Genomic DNA, 15,556 nt, shown 5'->3' with positions numbered 1-15,556 from the left:
TGCAAGACGGTGCGCGCTGGGATAAGCAGCGGCACCAACGGTCGAGTTTACCGGATGACCCGGGGGCGGTCAAACGCGCACCGTCGGCGCGTCGCGCGGCGTCCGCGCGTAGCATCCCCTCATGACCGTCCTCATCGACACGCCCCTCTGGCCGAAGCACGGCACCGTCTGGGCGCACCTCGTGAGCGACGAGTCGATCGACGAGCTGCAGGCCTTCGCGCGAAGGGTCGACCTGCCGCAACGGGCGTTCGACCTCGACCACTACGACGTTCCCGTCGAGCGTTACGACGAGCTCGTGGCGGCGGGCGCCGAACCCGTGAGCCCGCGCGAGCTCGTGCGCCGGCTCCGACGGAGCGGCCTGCGGGTCACGCCGCGCGAGCGGCGCGACCGCGCGGGCGACTCGTCACTCTGAGCGGTCGGATGCCTCGCCGTCGGCGTCGGCGCGGGTGATCACGGGGATCGACCCGCCGGCGCTGAGGGCGGCGGTGGACACGCGCCGACTGCGGGTACGGCCCTCCCCCGCCTTCTTCGGCGCGGGAAGCGAGTCGAGGACCGAGTCGAGCAGCACCTCGGCCTCGGCCGTCGGCACCGGGCGCTTGCGCTCGACGGTCGGCTCGGGCAGGTCGATGATCGGCAGTGCCGCCTCGGAGGCTCCGGACTCCGCGGGAGCCTCGGCGGTGACGGGCGCGGCGCCGGAGTCGGCCGGGACCGACTCCTGGGAAACCCGACGGTGCCGTCCGCGACGACGACCGGAGGGCGCTTCGCCCGTCGACTCCGCGGCGGGCGCCTCGGCGGGCACCGGCGTGCTCGCCTCGTCGCCCTTCGACTCGGTGTGCGGAATGGTCGATGCCGCGATCTGCGCGAGCGCGTGCTTCGCGTCGTCGGTGATGGCGTGCGTGCCGGCATGCGGCGCGGCGGGCGTCGCCGGCTGCTGCGGCTGCGACTGGCCGCCCCCACGGTTGCGACGACGCTCGGGCTGCTGCGGCGCGCGGTGCTTCAGGATCGGCTCGTGGTGCACGATGATGCCGCGGCCCGCGCAGACCTCGCAGGGCTCGCTGAAGGACTCGAGGAGGCCGAGGCCGAGCTTCTTGCGGGTCATCTGCACGAGGCCGAGCGAGGTGACCTCCGCGACCTGGTGCTTCGTGCGATCGCGCGAGAGGCACTCGACGAGCCGTCGGAGCACGAGGTCGCGGTTCGACTCGAGCACCATGTCGATGAAGTCGACGACGATGATGCCGCCGATGTCGCGCAGGCGCAGCTGGCGCACGATCTCCTCGGCCGCCTCGAGGTTGTTCTTCGTGACCGTCTCCTCGAGGTTGCCGCCCGAGCCGACGAACTTTCCGGTGTTGACGTCGACGACGGTCATCGCCTCGGTGCGGTCGATGATGAGCGACCCGCCCGACGGCAGCCAGACCTTGCGGTCGAGCGCCTTCTCGATCTGCTCGGTGATGCGGAACTCGTCGAACGAGTCGCGCTCGCCCGCGTACGCCTCGACCCGCTCGAGCAGGTCGGGCGCGACGGCGCGCAGGTACTTCTCGATCGTCTGGCGCGCGGCGTCGCCCTCGATGATGAGCTTCTGGAAGTCCTCGTTGAAGACGTCGCGGACGATCTTGATGAGCAGGTCGGGCTCGGAGTGCAGGAGTGCGGGCGCCTGCACCTTCTCGAGCGTCTGCTGGATGTCGGCCCACTGCGCGATCAGCCGGTTGACGTCGAGCGTCAGCTGCTCCTCGGTCGCGCCCTCCGCCGCGGTGCGCACGATCACGCCCTGGTTCTCGGGCAGCACCTCCTTGAGGATCTTCTTGAGGCGCGCGCGCTCGGTGTCGGGGAGCTTGCGGCTGATGCCGTTCATCGAGCCGTTCGGCACGTACACGAGGTAGCGACCGGGCAGCGAGACCTGGCTCGTGAGCCGCGCGCCCTTGTGGCCCACCGGGTCCTTCGTGACCTGCACGAGCACGCGGTCGCCGGGCTTCAGCGCGAGCTCGATGCGACGGGGCTGGTTCTTCTCGCCGTTCTCGGCGGCGGCCTCCCAGTCGACCTCGCCCGAGTAGAGCACCGCGTTGCGCCCGCGGCCGATGTCGACGAACGCGGCCTCCATGCTCGGCAGCACGTTCTGCACGCGGCCGAGGTAGACATTCCCGATCAGGGATGCATCCTGGTTGCGGGCGACGTAGTGCTCGACGAGCACCCCGTCCTCCAGCACGCCGATCTGGATGCGACCGCCCTTCTCGCGGACGACCATCGAACGGTCGACCGACTCGCGGCGGGCGAGGAACTCGGCCTCGGTGATCACCGCGCGGCGACGGCCCGCGTCCCGACCGTCGCGGCGACGCTGCTTCTTCGCCTCGAGACGCGTCGAGCCCTTGACCTTCTGGGGCTCGGTGATGAGCTCGGGCTCGCGGGGCTTGCGCACCTTGACGACGTTGTTGGCGGGCTCGTCGCCGGTGGGCCGGCTGTCTTCACCGGAGCGGCGGCGGGTGCGGCGGCGAACGCTCGACGCCTCCTCGGCCTGCGGCTCGTCGCGCTCGGGCACCTCGAACACGGGAGGCGCGTGGAAGATGAGCGACGTCGTCGTGAGGGTCGCGGGGATCGGCGAGACGACCGGAGCCGGCTCTTCGACCGGGGACGCCTCGACCGAGGGCTCCTCGGTGACCGCCTCCGCCTCGGGCTCGGCCGCTGGGGCCTCGACGCCCGCGGGAGCGGCCTCGGCCGCGACATCCGCGGTGGGGACCGCCTCGGGCGTCACCGACTCGGCGGGCGCGGACTCGACGGCCGAATCGCTGGTGGCCCGACGCGATCGCCGGGACCCGAAGAGGCCGCCGCGACGCTTGGGCGCCGCCCCGCGCGAATCGGGTTCGTTGGTGTTCTTCTCGTTGCCTTCCACCATCTCTGGTGCACTCCTACACCGGATGCCTCGGCCGCGCCGTGGATCCGTACTCCTCTGGAGCGGTACCGCGCCATGCGCAGAACCGCCGAACCTTCACTTCTGCGATCGGCGGGTGCCGTGATCGCCACGTCTTGCGGGTTTCTCCCGCCCACTCGGATGCATCGCATCCTCAAAGCCTTCGTTGGCGCCGTTCCGGGCGCGGCCCGGACGACTCCCTCGATTATCGCATGCTCTGACAGCGACGTGGGGAATCGGCATGCCATAATCCGAGCATGCCCGACACCGCCGAGCGCCCGAAGCCGCTCGCCCTCGCGATCTTCCTCATCATCGCCGGCGCCCTCGGGCTGCTCGCGGCGTTCGAGCTCTCGGTCGAGAAGGTCCTCACGCTGCAGGATCCCAGCCACATCCCGAACTGCAACGTCGGCGTGCTCGTGGGGTGCAGCACCAACCTGGCTTCGTGGCAGGGCGCCGTGTTCGGCTTCCCGAACCCGTTCATCGGGCTCATGGCGTGGCCGGTGGTCATCACGATCGCCGTCGCGATCCTGGCGGGAGCGACGTTCGCCCGCTGGTTCTGGATCGGCTTCAACGTCGGCGTCGCCGGCGCACTGGTCTTCGTCGGCTGGCTCATCTTCCAGAGCATCTACGTGCTCGACGTGCTCTGCCCGTGGTGCATGCTCACCTGGGCGGTCACGATCCCCACGTTCTGGGCCGTGACGCTCGACAACCTGCGCGAGGGACGTATTCCCGTCTCGGCACGCATCCGCAGCCTTGCCGCGACCTGGATGAAGTGGATCCCGCTCATCACCGTCGTCTGCTACGCGATCGTCATCGTGCTCGCGCAGGCGCAGATGAACGCGATCCCCCGGGTCATGATCGACCTGCAGAACCTCTGAGGCTCCGTCACGTCGGCCGAGCAGCGACGAAAGAGTCGGTCGAGTAGCGACGAAGGAGTCGGTCGAGCAGCGACGAACGAGTCGGTCGAGTAGCGACGAAGGAGCGTATCGAGACCACCCGCAACGCGGTCTCGATACGCGTGCTCCGGAGTCGCTCGCTACTCGACCGACCGGGTGGTCAGGCGAACCAGAGGGCGAGCTCGCGCTCGGCCGACTCGGGCGAGTCGGATCCGTGCACGAGGTTCTGCTGCACCTTGAGGCCCCAGTCACGACCGAAGTCGCCGCGGATCGTGCCCGGTGCCGCGGTCGTCGGGTCGGTCGTGCCCGCGAGCACGCGGAAGCCCTCGATCACGCGGTTGCCGGCGACGCGGATCGCCACGACGGGACCCGACTCCATGAACTCGACGAGGGGCTCGTAGAACGGCTTGCCCTCGTGCTCGGCGTAGTGCTTCGCGAGCAGTGCGCGGTCGGCCTGCACGAGCCGGATGTCGACGAGCGAGTAGCCCTTCGCCTCGATGCGGCGCAGGATCTCGCCGGTCAGGTTGCGCGCGACGCCGTCGGGCTTCACGAGCACGAGGGTCTCTTCGATCGCAGTGGTCATTGCTGTTCCTTCCCCGGCGCGGTGAATTCCGCGCGCTGTCGGTCGATCCGGCTCCCGGCGACCATGCAGTACCACCACATGCCGCCGAATAGCGCCCCGACGACGAACATCGCCGGGTTGATGAAGCCAGAGGCGATGATGAGCACCTGCAGCACCCAGCCGAGCGTGTACGCCCAGTCGAAGCGCAGCAGGCCGATCGTCGCGATCAGGCCGAGAATGATGACGCCGCCCGCGACGAGCGCGATCCACGGCGGAAGCGTTGATTCGACCCCCAGTGCGGCGTCGCCCTGCGCGAGACCCCAGACGACGAGCGCCGCGAGGAAGACCACGATCGTCTCGAAGGCGAGCACGATCGCGGCGAGGCTCTGGCGGATCGATCGCTGCGGGCGTGCGGGCGCCGCGGCCCCGCCGTCGGGGCCCGGCCCATCCTCGGCGCCGGGTGCGCCGCCGGCGGCCGGCACGTCGTCGCCGCTCATGCGCCGCCCCATTCGTGGTCTTCGGCGTACGCCATGGCCTCGCCGACGAGCACGATCGAGCCGGTGACGAGCACCGCTCGCTTCGGCTCGGCGGCGGCCCAGTCCCGCGCCTGCTCGAGTGCGTCGTCGAGTCGTTCGGCGACGGTGACGCGGTCTCCCGCGCGGGCGGCGACGATCGGCGCGAGCGCGTCGGCGGGCAGCGCCCGGTCCGACTCGGGCGCGGTCACGAGGAACGGGCCGGTGATCGCGGCGAGCTCGGCCACGATGCCGGCGGCGTCCTTGTCGTCGACGACGCCGAACACGACCGCGATCTCGTCGAAGTCGAACACCTCGTCGAGGGCTGCGACGAGCGAGCGTGCGCCGTGCGGGTTGTGCGCCGCATCGACGAGGACGGTGGGCTCGGTGCCGATGACCTGCAGGCGGCCGGGTGAGGTCGCCTCGCCGAGACCGCGCTCGACGACCTCGTCGGCGAGTCGCACCGATCCGCCGCCGATGAACGCCTCGACGGCCGCCACCGCGACGGCCGCGTTCTCGGCCTGGTGCGCGCCGAACATGGGCAGCAGCACGTCGCGGTACTCCCCCGCGAGGCCGCGGATCGTCACGAGCTGGCCGCCGACGGCCACGGCCGTCGAGACCACCGCGAAGGCGTCGTCCTCGACCGCGAGGGTCGACTCGGTCAGCTCGGCGGCATCCTCGAGCACCCGCAGCGCCGCATCGGCCTGCCGCGCCGTCACCACGGCCGCGGCGGGCTTGATGATGCCCGACTTCGTGCGCGCGATCGCCTCGACCGTCGAACCGAGCCGCGCCTGGTGGTCGAGCGCGATCGGGGTGAAGACCGCGACCTGTCCGTCGGCCACGTTCGTCGAGTCCCACTCGCCGCCCATGCCCACCTCGAGCACGACGACGTCGACGGGGGCGTCGGCGAAGCAGGCGAACGCGAGCACGGTGAGCGCCTCGAAGTACGTCAGCGGCTGCTCTCCGGCAGCTTCGAGCTCGGCGTCGACGATCGCGATGAACGGGAGGATCTCCTCCCAGTTTCGGGCGACCGCCTCGTCGCTGATCGACTCGCCGTCGATGCGGATGCGCTCGGTGAACCGCACGAGGTGCGGGCTCGTGAGCAGGCCCGTCCGCAGCCCCGAGGCGCGCAGCAGGCTCTCGATCATCCGGCTCGTCGACGTCTTGCCGTTCGTGCCCGTGATGTGGATCACGGGAGCCGACCGGTGCGGGTCGCCGAGCAGCTCCACGGTGCGGCGGGTCGGCTCGAGCCGGGGACGCGGGGCGCCCTCGCCCGCGCGGGCGATGAGCGACGCGTACACCGCATCGGCGGCGTCACGCGCCTCGAGGTCGTCGGGGCCGGTCATGCGCGCTCCAATCCGATCAGCAGTCGCGAGTCGTCGCCGACGGCTTTCGCCTCGCCGTCGAGGTCGCCCGAGGCGACCACCTCGAGCGACGTCGCGAGGGTCTCCCCCGCGATGAGCTCGCGGTGCGCCTCTGCGGCCGATGCGCCGGCGGGGTCCAGCGTCAGGGTCAGCGCGATGCGGTCGCCGACCTCGAGCCCGGCGGCCTTGCGCGCCTCCTGCACCGCGCGAACGACGTCGCGCGCGAGGCCCTCGGCCTCGAGCTCAGGGGTCGTCGCGGTGTCGAGGATCACGAAACCGCCGTCGGCGAGGAGGCCGAGCGCCCGCTCGTCGTCGCCCGACCCGGCCTCGAGGACGAGGTCGTACTCGTGCGGCTCGAGGGCGATGCCGCCGGCGACGACGGTCTCGCCGTCGAGCGACCAGTCGCCCGCACGGGCGGCCTGGATGGCCTGCTGCACCTGCTTGCCGAGGCGGGGTCCGGCGGCGCGCGCGTTCACCGTGAGCCGCTTGGTCACGCCGTAGCGCTCGGCGCTCTGCTCGTCGAGCTGCACGAGCTCGACCGACTTGACGTTGAGTTCGTCGCGCAGGATCGCCTCGAACGGCGCGAGCGCCGAGGCATCCGCGCCGACGACGGTCAGCCGGGCGAGCGGAAGCCGCACCCGGCGACCCGCCTGCTTGCGGAGCGACAGCGACGTGGAGCTGATCTCGCGCACGGCGTCCATAGCGGCGACGAGCGCCGGGTCGGCCGGGAACTCGCTCGCCTCGGGCCAGTCGGTCAGGTGCACGCTGCGCCCGCCGGTGAGACCGCGCCAGACCTTCTCGCTCACGAGCGGCAGGAGCGGCGCGGCGAGGCGCGTGAGCGTCTCGAGCACCGTGTACAGCGTGTCGAACGCCTCGCGGCCCGAGCCGTCGTCGCCGACACCCTGCCAGAACCGGTCGCGCGAGCGGCGCACGTACCAGTTCGTCAGCACGTCGCCGAAGTCGCGCAGCTTCTGCGCGGCGAGCGGCGAGTCGAAGTCGTCGAGGTCGGCGGTGACCGATTCGACGAGGTCGCGCAGCTTCGCGAGCAGGTAGCGGTCGAGCACGTCGGTCGAGCTCGTCGAGCGGGATGCCTCGTAGCCGCCCTCCTTCGCCGTGTTGGCGTAGAGCGAGAAGAAGTACCAGGTGCTCCAGAGCGGCAGCATGAGCTGCCGCACGCCCTCGCGGATCCCCTCTTCGGTCACGACGAGGTTGCCGCCGCGCAGGACCGAGCTCGACATGAGGAACCAGCGCATCGCGTCGGAACCGTCGCGGTCGAACACCTCCGAGACGTCGGGGTAGTTGCGCAGCGACTTCGACATCTTCTGGCCGTCGCTGCCGAGCACGATGCCGTGGCTCACGACGTTCGAGAAGGCGCGCCGGTCGAAGAGCGCGGTCGAGAGCACGTGCATGACGTAGAACCAGCCGCGCGTCTGGCCGATGTACTCGACGATGAAGTCGGCGGGGTTGTGCGTGTCGAACCACTCGCGGTTCTCGAACGGGTAGTGCACCTGGGCGAACGGCATCGAGCCCGAGTCGAACCAGACGTCGAAGATGTCGGTGATGCGGCGCATCGTCGAGCGGCCGGTCGGGTCGTCGGGGTTCGGCCGGGTGAGCTCGTCGATGTACGGCCGGTGCAGGTCGGGCTTGCCGTCGGGACCGAGCGGCAGCCGGCCGAAGTCTCGCTCGAGCTCCTCGAGCGAGCCGTACACGTCGATGCGCGGATGCTCGGGGTCGTCGCTCTTCCACACCGGGATGGGCGAGCCCCAGTACCGGTTGCGGCTGATCGACCAGTCGCGGGCTCCGGCGACCCACTTGCCGAACTGGCCGTCCTTCACGTTGTCGGGCACCCAGTTGATGTCCTGGTTGAGCTCGCCCATGCGGCCCTTGAACTCGGGCACCTTGATGAACCAGCTCGAGACGGCCTTGTAGATGAGCGGGTTGCGGCAGCGCCAGCAGTGCGGGTACGAGTGCTCGTAGCTCGCCTGGCGGAGCAGGCGCCCCTCGGCCTTGAGCAGCTGCGTGAGCGGCTTGTTCGCGTCGCTCCAGAGGAGGCCCGCCACGTCGGTGACGGCGGGCAGGAACTTGCCGCCCTCGTCGAGCGAGATGATGACCGGGATGCCTGCGGCTTCGCCGATCTTCTGGTCCTCCTCGCCGTAGGCGGGGGCCTGGTGCACGATGCCCGTGCCGTCCTCGGTCGTGACGTAATCGGCGACGAGGATGCGCCAGGCGTTCTGCAGCCCGTAGGCCTCGACGTCGGCGTAGTAGTCGAACAGCCGGTCGTAGGTGACGCCGTCGAGCTCGGCGCCGAGCACGGTGCGCGACACCGCCGCGCGCGCCTCGTCGGCCGTCTCGTAGCCGAGTTCCTTCGCGTACCCGCCGACGAGGTCGAGGGCGAGCAGGTACTCGCCGCCGAGCACCTCGGGCGCCTCGCCGCCCTCGGCCTGCTCGCGGAGCACGGTCGCGTCGGGCGTGCCGTTCGGACCGGCGGGCACCACGGCGTATTCGATGTCGGGGCCGACGGCGAGCGCGAAGTTCGTCGGCAGCGTCCACGGCGTCGTCGTCCATGCGAGCGCGCGCACGGCGGTGAGCCCGAGCGACTCGGCCTTCGCGCCGGTGAGCGGGAAGGTCACCGTGACCGTCTGGTCCTGGCGCATCTTGTAGACGTCGTCGTCCATGCGCAGCTCGTGGTTCGAGAGCGGCGTCTGGTCGCGCCAGCAGTACGGCAGCACGCGATGGCCCTCGTAGGCGAGGCCCTTGTCGTAGAGCGTCTTGAAGGCCCAGATCACGCTCTCCATGAACGTTACGTCGAGGGTCTTGTAGTCGTTCTCGAAGTCGACCCAGCGGGCCTGGCGGGTGACGTACTCCTCCCACTCCTTCGTGTACCGCAGCACCGACTCGCGCGCGGCGCGGTTGAACGCCGCGATGCCCATCTCCTCGATCTCGCTCTTGTCGGTGATGCCGAGCTGGCGCTCGGCCTCGAGCTCGGCGGGAAGGCCGTGCGTGTCCCACCCGAATCGGCGGTGGACCTGGTGGCCGCGCATGGTCTGGAACCGCGGGAACAGGTCCTTCGCGTAGCCGGTCAGCAGGTGGCCGTAGTGGGGCAGCCCGTTGGCGAACGGCGGGCCGTCGTAGAACACCCACTCGGGCGCGCCCTGGCGCTGGTCGATCGAGGCCTGGAAGGTGCCGTCGGCCTTCCAGAAGGCGAGCACCTCGCGCTCGACGGCGGGGAAGTCTGGTGAGGGGGCGACACCGTGGTCGTGTGGGGTACGGGGGTACACGCTCGCTCCTTGTGGGACGGATGCTTCACGAGGACGCCGGCCGCTCGATCGAGCCGCCACCGCGGTACCACCTCGTTTGCGAATCGGCCTCCGACAGGGTCGCCGACCGATTCGCCCCTCATTGCCGGCTGTGACGGGCCGCCCCGTTCGGTTCTAGTGACGGTCGACGCTCGCTTCGACAGGCTCAGCGAACGAGGACCGCGTTCTTCCGAAGACTCCCCGGTGATGGCCGGATCGACGTCGTTGCCGTCAAGAATACCGTGTCGAGGGCGGGCCCGTCGGACGCATCGGGCGCACGACGCCGATCTGCGGGGCCGAGCGGTACGCGGCGCGGACGAGTTCGAGCAGCGCCGCCTCGGGCAGTCCGTGCTCGCGGGCCTCGTCGACGAGGTCGTGCACGGCGCCCGCGAGCGCGGCATGGCCGCCGATGCGGACGGCCACCACGGCGCCCCGGCCTCGATGCACCTCGATGAGTCGCTCGTCGCGGAGCCGGTGGTACGCGCGCAGCACCGTGTGCACGTTGACGCCGAGCTCCGACGCGAGCGTGCGCGCCGCCGGCAGTCGCTCGCCGCCCGAGAGTCGACCGTCGATGATCGACGACCGGAGCGCGGAGGCGAGCTGGTCGGCGAGCGGCGTCGGCGAGGCGGGGTCGAGTCGGATCAGCACCGTGTCAGCCTAATTGTTCTATTGCAATGCGAACAAGTTGCTTGTCGGGGCCGTGACACGGTGTCAGGATGGCTCAGGGCCGACGCCGTCCCGGCCCGATTCCATCTCCCCCTTCCGAGGATTTCGATGCACGCTGCACTCCGCACCCTCCGCCGCCCGCGCACGCTCGGGCTCGCCGCCGTCGCGCTCGCCGGCGCCGTCGTGCTGGCCGGCTGCCAGGCCGCCGAGCCCGACGCCTCCGACGAGCCCGTCTCGGGCGGCACCCTGCGCTACGCCTCGGGCGACGCCGAACCGACGTGCCTCGACCCCCACGTCGGCGGCAACTACCCGCAGGCGCTCCTCGCGAGCCAGTTCCTCGAGTCGCTCGTCTCCCGCGACGAGTCGGGCGAGATCATCCCGTGGCTCGCCGAGTCGTGGGAGGCCGCCGACGACGGCCTGAGCTGGGAGTTCACGCTCCGCGACGACGTCGAGTTCACCGACGGCACGCCGTTCGACGCCGAGGCCGTCAAAGCCAACGTCGAGCACCTCAAGGACCCGGCGACGCAGTCGTCGACCGGCTACCTCGCGCTCGGCAAGGTCGACCGGGTCGAGGTCGTCTCCCCCGACGTCGCCCGGTTCGTGCTGACGGTGCCCGACAGCGCCCTGCTCGAATCGCTCTCGCAGCCCTGGCTCGCCATCGAGTCGCCCGCCGGCCTCGCCCGCGGCATGGAGGAGAACTGCCAGGCGCCCGTCGGCACCGGCCCGTTCGTCGTCGACGGCTGGGTGAAGCAGGAGCGGGTCTCGCTCGTCCGGAACGACGACTACGTCTCGCCGCCCGCCGACGCCGGGCACGAGGGCGCCGCCTACCTCGAGGCGATCGACTGGCGGTTCATCCCCGACGCCGCCTCCCGCTACGCCGCACTCCAGGGCGGCCAGGTCGACGTCATCGACAACCCGCAGCCCGACACGGCGGCCGCGGCCGAGAAGTCGGGCGATCCCGTCTGGATCGACGCACCCCGCCCCGGCGCTTCCAACCGCATCGAGCTCAACTCGGGCCAGGCGCCCTTCGACGACGAGCGCGTGCGCGAGGCGTTCATCGCCGCCGCCGCCGTCGACGAGGGCATCGACGCGCTGTACTTCGGCACCGCCGAGCGCTCCTACTCGGCGCTCTCCTCCGTCGAAGCGCTCGCCTACTCCGACCCCGACCTGTTCGCGACCGACCTCGAGGCGGCGAACGCGCTGCTCGACGAGGCCGGCTGGACCGAGCGCGACGACGACGGCACCCGCATGAAGGACGGCGAGCGGCTCGTGCTGCGCTTCCCCGTGAGCACCAACCAGTCGGTGCCGGCCGAGCAGTCGCTCTTCGAGCAGGTGCAGGCGAACGCCAAGGAGGCCGGCTTCGACGTGCAGATCTCGCTGCTCGACCTGTCGAGCTGGTACGGGGCGCTCTTCGCCCACGAGTACGAGATCGTGAGCGCGCCCTACACGAAGGTCGGCCCCGACGTGCTGCGCATCCTCTACCACTCCGACAGCATCACCCCCGCGCCGAGCGGCTACTTCGCCAACCTCGCGCAGGTGGACGATCCCGAGATCGACGCGCTGCTGACCGACGCGGCCTCGACGAGCGACCCCGGCGAACGGGCCGACCTGTACGAGCGGGCGCAGGAGCTCATCCTCGGCGGCCACTACCTGCTGCCGCTCTACGACCAGCAGAACAGCTTCCTCGTCGCGAAGTCGGTGCACGGCGCCCGCGCGCTGCCGACCGTGTCGACGCCGACCTTCTATGACGCCTGGATCGCCGACTGACACGGCGCCGGTCGACGGCGAGGCATCCCCGCCGTCGACCGGTCGCCCGGCCGCCCGCGGAGCCGGGCCTGCCGCACGCCACCTCGCACTGCTGGTCGGCGGCGCGGTCTTCGTCATGTGGGCGGTCGCGACGCTCACGTTCTTCGCCATCCGGCTGATCCCGGGCGACCCGGCGCAGGCGATCCTCGGCGGGCCGGGGTCGCAGGCGTCCCAGGAGGCGCTCGACCAGGTGCGCCGGGACTACGGGCTCGACCAGCCGCTCGCCGTGCAGTACTTCGCGATGCTCGGCCGTCTCGTCACGGGCGACCTCGGCAGCTCGTACGCCCTCAAGGTCCCCGTCGCCGAGCTCCTCGGCGCGCAGGTCGGCGGCACCCTGCTGCTCGCCGTGTGCGCGCTCGCGCTCGCGTGGGTGCTCGCGACGCTCCTGTCGCTCTGGTCGACGGGCCGGGGCCGGCTCGCCGCCGCGATCGGCCAGGGCGTCGAGCTCGTCTCGGCGGCCCTGCCGCACTTCTTCCTCGCGGCCGTGCTGATCGCCGTGTTCAGCTCCGGGCTCGGGTGGCTGCCGCCCGTGTCGACCGGGACGCCCGTCGGGCTCGTCCTCCCGGTCGTGACGCTCGCCGTGCCGCTCGCCGGCTTCCTCGCGCAGATCATGCGGGAGAGCCTGCTCGAGGCGATGCGGCAGCCGTTCGTCGTCTCGGCGCGCGCCCGCGGCGAGAGCGCGCTCGGCATCCGGCTGCGGCACACCCTCCGTCATGCGGCCCTGCCCGCGATCGGCCTGTCGGGCTGGGCGCTCGGGTGGCTGCTCTCGGGCGCCGTCGTCGTCGAGACGATCTTCGCGATGCCCGGGCTCGGGCGCACCCTGCTCCAGGCGGTGACGCTCCGCGACATCCCGGTCGTGACGGGCGTCGTGCTGCTCGTCGCGCTCGTCTACGTGATCATGACGGTCGTGACCGACCTCGCGATGCGCATCGCCGATCCGCGCCTCGCCGGGGAGGCGAGAGGATGAGCGACCTCGAGCTCCAGCAGGCGACGGTCGACGCGGCGGTCGCACACACCCGTCGCACGGGCCGGCCGCGCATCGGCACGCTCGTGGCCGGCGCCTTCGCCGTCTTCCTCCTCGTGGCGACGTGCTTCCCCTCCCTCCTCGAGACCTACGACCCGACCGCGATCGCCCCGGCCGACGCGTTCGCGCCGCCGTCGGCGGTGCACTGGTTCGGCACGGACGAGTCCGGACGGGACATCTACAGCCGGGTGGTCGCCGGCACGGCGACCTCGCTCGCCATCGGGGTCGCCGCCACCGCGATCGGGCTCGCGCTCGGGCTGCTGCTCGGCGTCGCGGCGAGCTTCGGCGGCCGGACGGTCGACTTCGGGATCGGCCGCCTCGTCGAGGTGCTCTTCGCCTTCCCCGGCCTGCTGCTCGCACTGCTCGTGATCGTCGTCGCCGGGCCGGGGCCGGTGACCGCGACGATCGCCGTGGGGCTCTCGACGGCGCCCGGCTATGCCCGCATCATCCGCGGACAGCTCATCTCGATCCGCACCGCCCCGTACGTCGAGGCGGCCACCGTGCTGGGCCGTTCGCGTCCGCGCATCCTCGGCGTCCACATCCTGCCGAACGCGCTCCTGCCGCTCGTCGTGCTCGCGACGCTCGGCATCGGCCAGGCGATCGTGTGGGCGTCGGCACTCAGCTACCTCGGACTCGGCGCCGAGCCGCCGGCACCCGAGTGGGGTGCCATGCTCTCCGCCGGACGCACCTACCTCGCGACCGCGTGGTGGATGACGGTGTTCCCGGGCCTCATGATCGTCGGCACGACGATCGCGACGACCGTGCTCGGCCGCGCGCTCGCCCGGCGGGAACGGGGCGTCCGGTGAGCACGACGGGATCTCCGCTGCTCGAGGTCGACGGGCTCACCGTCGAGTTCGGCGCGACGCGCGTGGTCGACGGCGTCTCGTTCAGCGTCGATCCGGGCGAATGCGTCGCCCTCGTGGGCGAGTCCGGGTCGGGCAAGTCGGTGACCGCGCGCAGCCTGCTCGGCATGGCCGGCGACCGTGCGCGCGTCGAAGCGCGCGTGCTCCGCCTCGCGGGCCGCGACCTGCGTGCCGCGTCCGAACGCGAGTGGCGCGCCGTGCGCGGGCGCACCGCCGGCCTCGTGCTGCAGGACGCACTGGTCGCGCTCGACCCGCTCCGACCGGTCGGCCGCGAGGTCGAGGACGCCCTGCGGCTCCATGAGCGGATGCCTCGTGCCGAGCGCCGCGCTCGCGTGCTCGAGCTGCTCGACGCCGTCGGGATGCCCCACCCGGCGTCGGCCGCGCGCCAGCGGTCGGGCGAGCTCTCGGGCGGGCTGCGCCAGCGCGCGCTCATCGCGGCGGCGCTCGCGCTCGAGCCGCCCCTGCTCATCGCCGACGAGCCGACCACCGCGCTCGATGCGACCGTCCAGGCGCGCGTGCTCGACCTGCTCCTGGCGATCCGCGAACGCGGCACGGGCCTGCTGCTCATCAGTCACGACCTCGCCGTCGTCTCGCGACTCGCCGATCGGGTCCTCGTGATGCGGGGCGGCCGCGTACTGGAGCGCGGGCCGACGGACGAGGTGCTCGGCGCGCCGGCCGACCCCTACACCCGTCGGCTCATCGCCGCCGTGCCGACCGACGTCCCGCGCGGCGTCGCGCTCTCCCGCCCGCGACCCGCAGCGCCGTCGGATCCGGCTGCGAGTCCCCTCGTCGGGACCTCCGCGCCGGCCGGGCCCTCCGACGGCGGCACGACGGCGCCGCTCCTCGTCGTCGACCGCGTCGGCAAGTCGTTCAGCGCTCCCGGGCGTCGCCGGTTCGCGGCGGTCGAGGACGTGTCGCTCGTGGTCGCGCGGGGCGAGACCGTGGGACTCGTGGGCGAGTCGGGCTCGGGCAAGTCGACCCTCGCCCGACTCGTGCTCGCCCTGACCCGACCCGACAGCGGGACGATCGCGTTCGACAGCGAGGCGTGGTCGGAACTCGACGAGCCCGCACGGCGGCCCCGCCGCAGGCGCATCGGCGCGATCTACCAGGACGCGCTGAGCTCCTTCGACCCGCGCTGGACCGTCGGCCGCATCCTCGCCGATGCCGATGCCGATGCCGATGCCGATGCGCGTGACGCCGCGGCATCCCCGATCATCGAGCGCGCCGGCGCGCGCGCCGGCCGGGCCCGTCGCATCGCCCGGCTCCTCGACCGGGTCGGCCTCGCGGCCGACGTCGCGCACCGTGAGCCGCTCACCCTCTCCGGCGGGCAACGGCAGCGCGTGGCGATCGCACGCGCGATCGCGGCCAGGCCCGAACTCCTCGTCTGCGACGAGCCGGTCTCCGCGCTCGACGTCACGATCCAGGCGCAGATCCTCGACCTGCTCGACGAACTGCAGCGCGAGGCCGGCCTCGCGATGCTCTTCATCTCGCACGACCTCGGCGTCGTCGGTCACATGGCCGATCGGGTCGCGGTGATGCACGCCGGGCGGCTCGTCGAACAGGGCCCCGCCGACCGCGTCCTCGTCGCCCCCGAGCATCCGTACACCGCACGCCTCCTCGCCGACGCCCCTCGCCTCGTGCGCTGACCGCGCCGCCGCGACCCGGCCT

At 71.9% G+C, this 15,556-nt stretch carries 12 protein-coding genes; 6 read left to right on the top strand and 6 right to left on the bottom strand.

All coding sequences use genetic code 11. The annotated features are described in order from the left end of the window. The first annotated feature begins 121 nt into the window (after nt 1–121). Nucleotides 122–412: a DUF4031 domain-containing protein gene (locus AC3RJ7_RS07560; protein ID WP_491455171.1), complete on the top strand. Its 291-nt coding sequence runs from the start codon at nt 122–124 to the stop codon at nt 410–412. Here the strand turns inward: AC3RJ7_RS07560 and AC3RJ7_RS07555 are convergent. Then, nucleotides 404–2,884, bottom strand: a complete 2,481-nt coding sequence (locus AC3RJ7_RS07555; RefSeq protein ID WP_491455170.1) for an Rne/Rng family ribonuclease — start codon at nt 2,882–2,884, stop codon at nt 404–406. The genes AC3RJ7_RS07560 and AC3RJ7_RS07555 overlap by 9 nt on opposite strands. A 272-nt stretch (nt 2,885–3,156) precedes the next feature. Between AC3RJ7_RS07555 and AC3RJ7_RS07550 the strand changes: the two genes are divergently transcribed. Beyond that, the gene (locus tag AC3RJ7_RS07550; protein ID WP_491455169.1) at nt 3,157–3,777 is read left to right on the top strand and encodes a vitamin K epoxide reductase family protein; all 621 of its coding nucleotides are present in this window, start codon (nt 3,157–3,159) and stop codon (nt 3,775–3,777) included. Nucleotides 3,778–3,955: 178 nt separating this feature from the next. On the opposite strand, the gene ndk is transcribed toward AC3RJ7_RS07550, so the two are convergent. The 5 genes from ndk to AC3RJ7_RS07525 form a co-directional block, all read right to left on the bottom strand. Further along, entirely contained in the window at nt 3,956–4,378 is a 423-nt protein-coding gene (gene ndk / locus AC3RJ7_RS07545; protein ID WP_491455168.1) for a nucleoside-diphosphate kinase, read from the bottom strand. Beyond that, the gene (locus AC3RJ7_RS07540) at nt 4,375–4,854 is read right to left on the bottom strand and encodes a DUF4233 domain-containing protein (protein ID WP_491455167.1); all 480 of its coding nucleotides are present in this window, start codon (nt 4,852–4,854) and stop codon (nt 4,375–4,377) included. Before AC3RJ7_RS07540 ends, ndk begins: the two co-directional genes overlap by 4 nt. Then, on the bottom strand, nt 4,851–6,215 hold the full coding sequence (locus AC3RJ7_RS07535) for a bifunctional folylpolyglutamate synthase/dihydrofolate synthase (protein ID WP_491455166.1): 1,365 nt from the start codon (nt 6,213–6,215) through the stop codon (nt 4,851–4,853). Before AC3RJ7_RS07535 ends, AC3RJ7_RS07540 begins: the two co-directional genes overlap by 4 nt. Further along, the gene (gene ileS, locus AC3RJ7_RS07530) at nt 6,212–9,511 is read right to left on the bottom strand and encodes an isoleucine--tRNA ligase (protein ID WP_491455165.1); all 3,300 of its coding nucleotides are present in this window, start codon (nt 9,509–9,511) and stop codon (nt 6,212–6,214) included. Before ileS ends, AC3RJ7_RS07535 begins: the two co-directional genes overlap by 4 nt. A gap of 249 nt (nt 9,512–9,760) precedes the next feature. Continuing rightward, complete coding sequence (locus tag AC3RJ7_RS07525) at nt 9,761–10,177, bottom strand: GntR family transcriptional regulator (RefSeq protein WP_491455164.1); 417 nt, start codon at nt 10,175–10,177, stop codon at nt 9,761–9,763. Between the two features lie 126 nt (nt 10,178–10,303). Between AC3RJ7_RS07525 and AC3RJ7_RS07520 the strand changes: the two genes are divergently transcribed. Genes AC3RJ7_RS07520 through AC3RJ7_RS07505 form a run of 4 tightly spaced genes read left to right on the top strand, consistent with a single transcriptional unit; the run spans nt 10,304 to nt 15,534 of the window. Continuing rightward, nucleotides 10,304–11,962: an ABC transporter substrate-binding protein gene (locus tag AC3RJ7_RS07520; RefSeq protein ID WP_491455163.1), complete on the top strand. Its 1,659-nt coding sequence runs from the start codon at nt 10,304–10,306 to the stop codon at nt 11,960–11,962. Further along, nucleotides 11,940–12,968 carry an ABC transporter permease gene (locus tag AC3RJ7_RS07515; RefSeq protein WP_491455162.1) on the top strand — a complete coding sequence of 343 codons (1,029 nt, stop codon included), beginning with the start codon at nt 11,940–11,942 and terminating at the stop codon, nt 12,966–12,968. The genes AC3RJ7_RS07520 and AC3RJ7_RS07515 overlap by 23 nt, the downstream gene beginning before the upstream one ends. Beyond that, nucleotides 12,965–13,831, top strand: coding sequence for an ABC transporter permease (locus AC3RJ7_RS07510; RefSeq protein WP_491455161.1), 867 nt, complete (start codon nt 12,965–12,967; stop codon nt 13,829–13,831). The genes AC3RJ7_RS07515 and AC3RJ7_RS07510 overlap by 4 nt, the downstream gene beginning before the upstream one ends. Then, nucleotides 13,828–15,534, top strand: coding sequence for a dipeptide ABC transporter ATP-binding protein (locus AC3RJ7_RS07505; protein ID WP_491455160.1), 1,707 nt, complete (start codon nt 13,828–13,830; stop codon nt 15,532–15,534). Before AC3RJ7_RS07510 ends, AC3RJ7_RS07505 begins: the two co-directional genes overlap by 4 nt. The last annotated feature ends 22 nt before the right edge of the window (nt 15,535–15,556 follow it).

The sequence above is a fragment of the Agromyces solani genome, from assembly GCF_058349925.1.
This window is presented reverse-complemented; position numbering and strand designations above follow the sequence as displayed.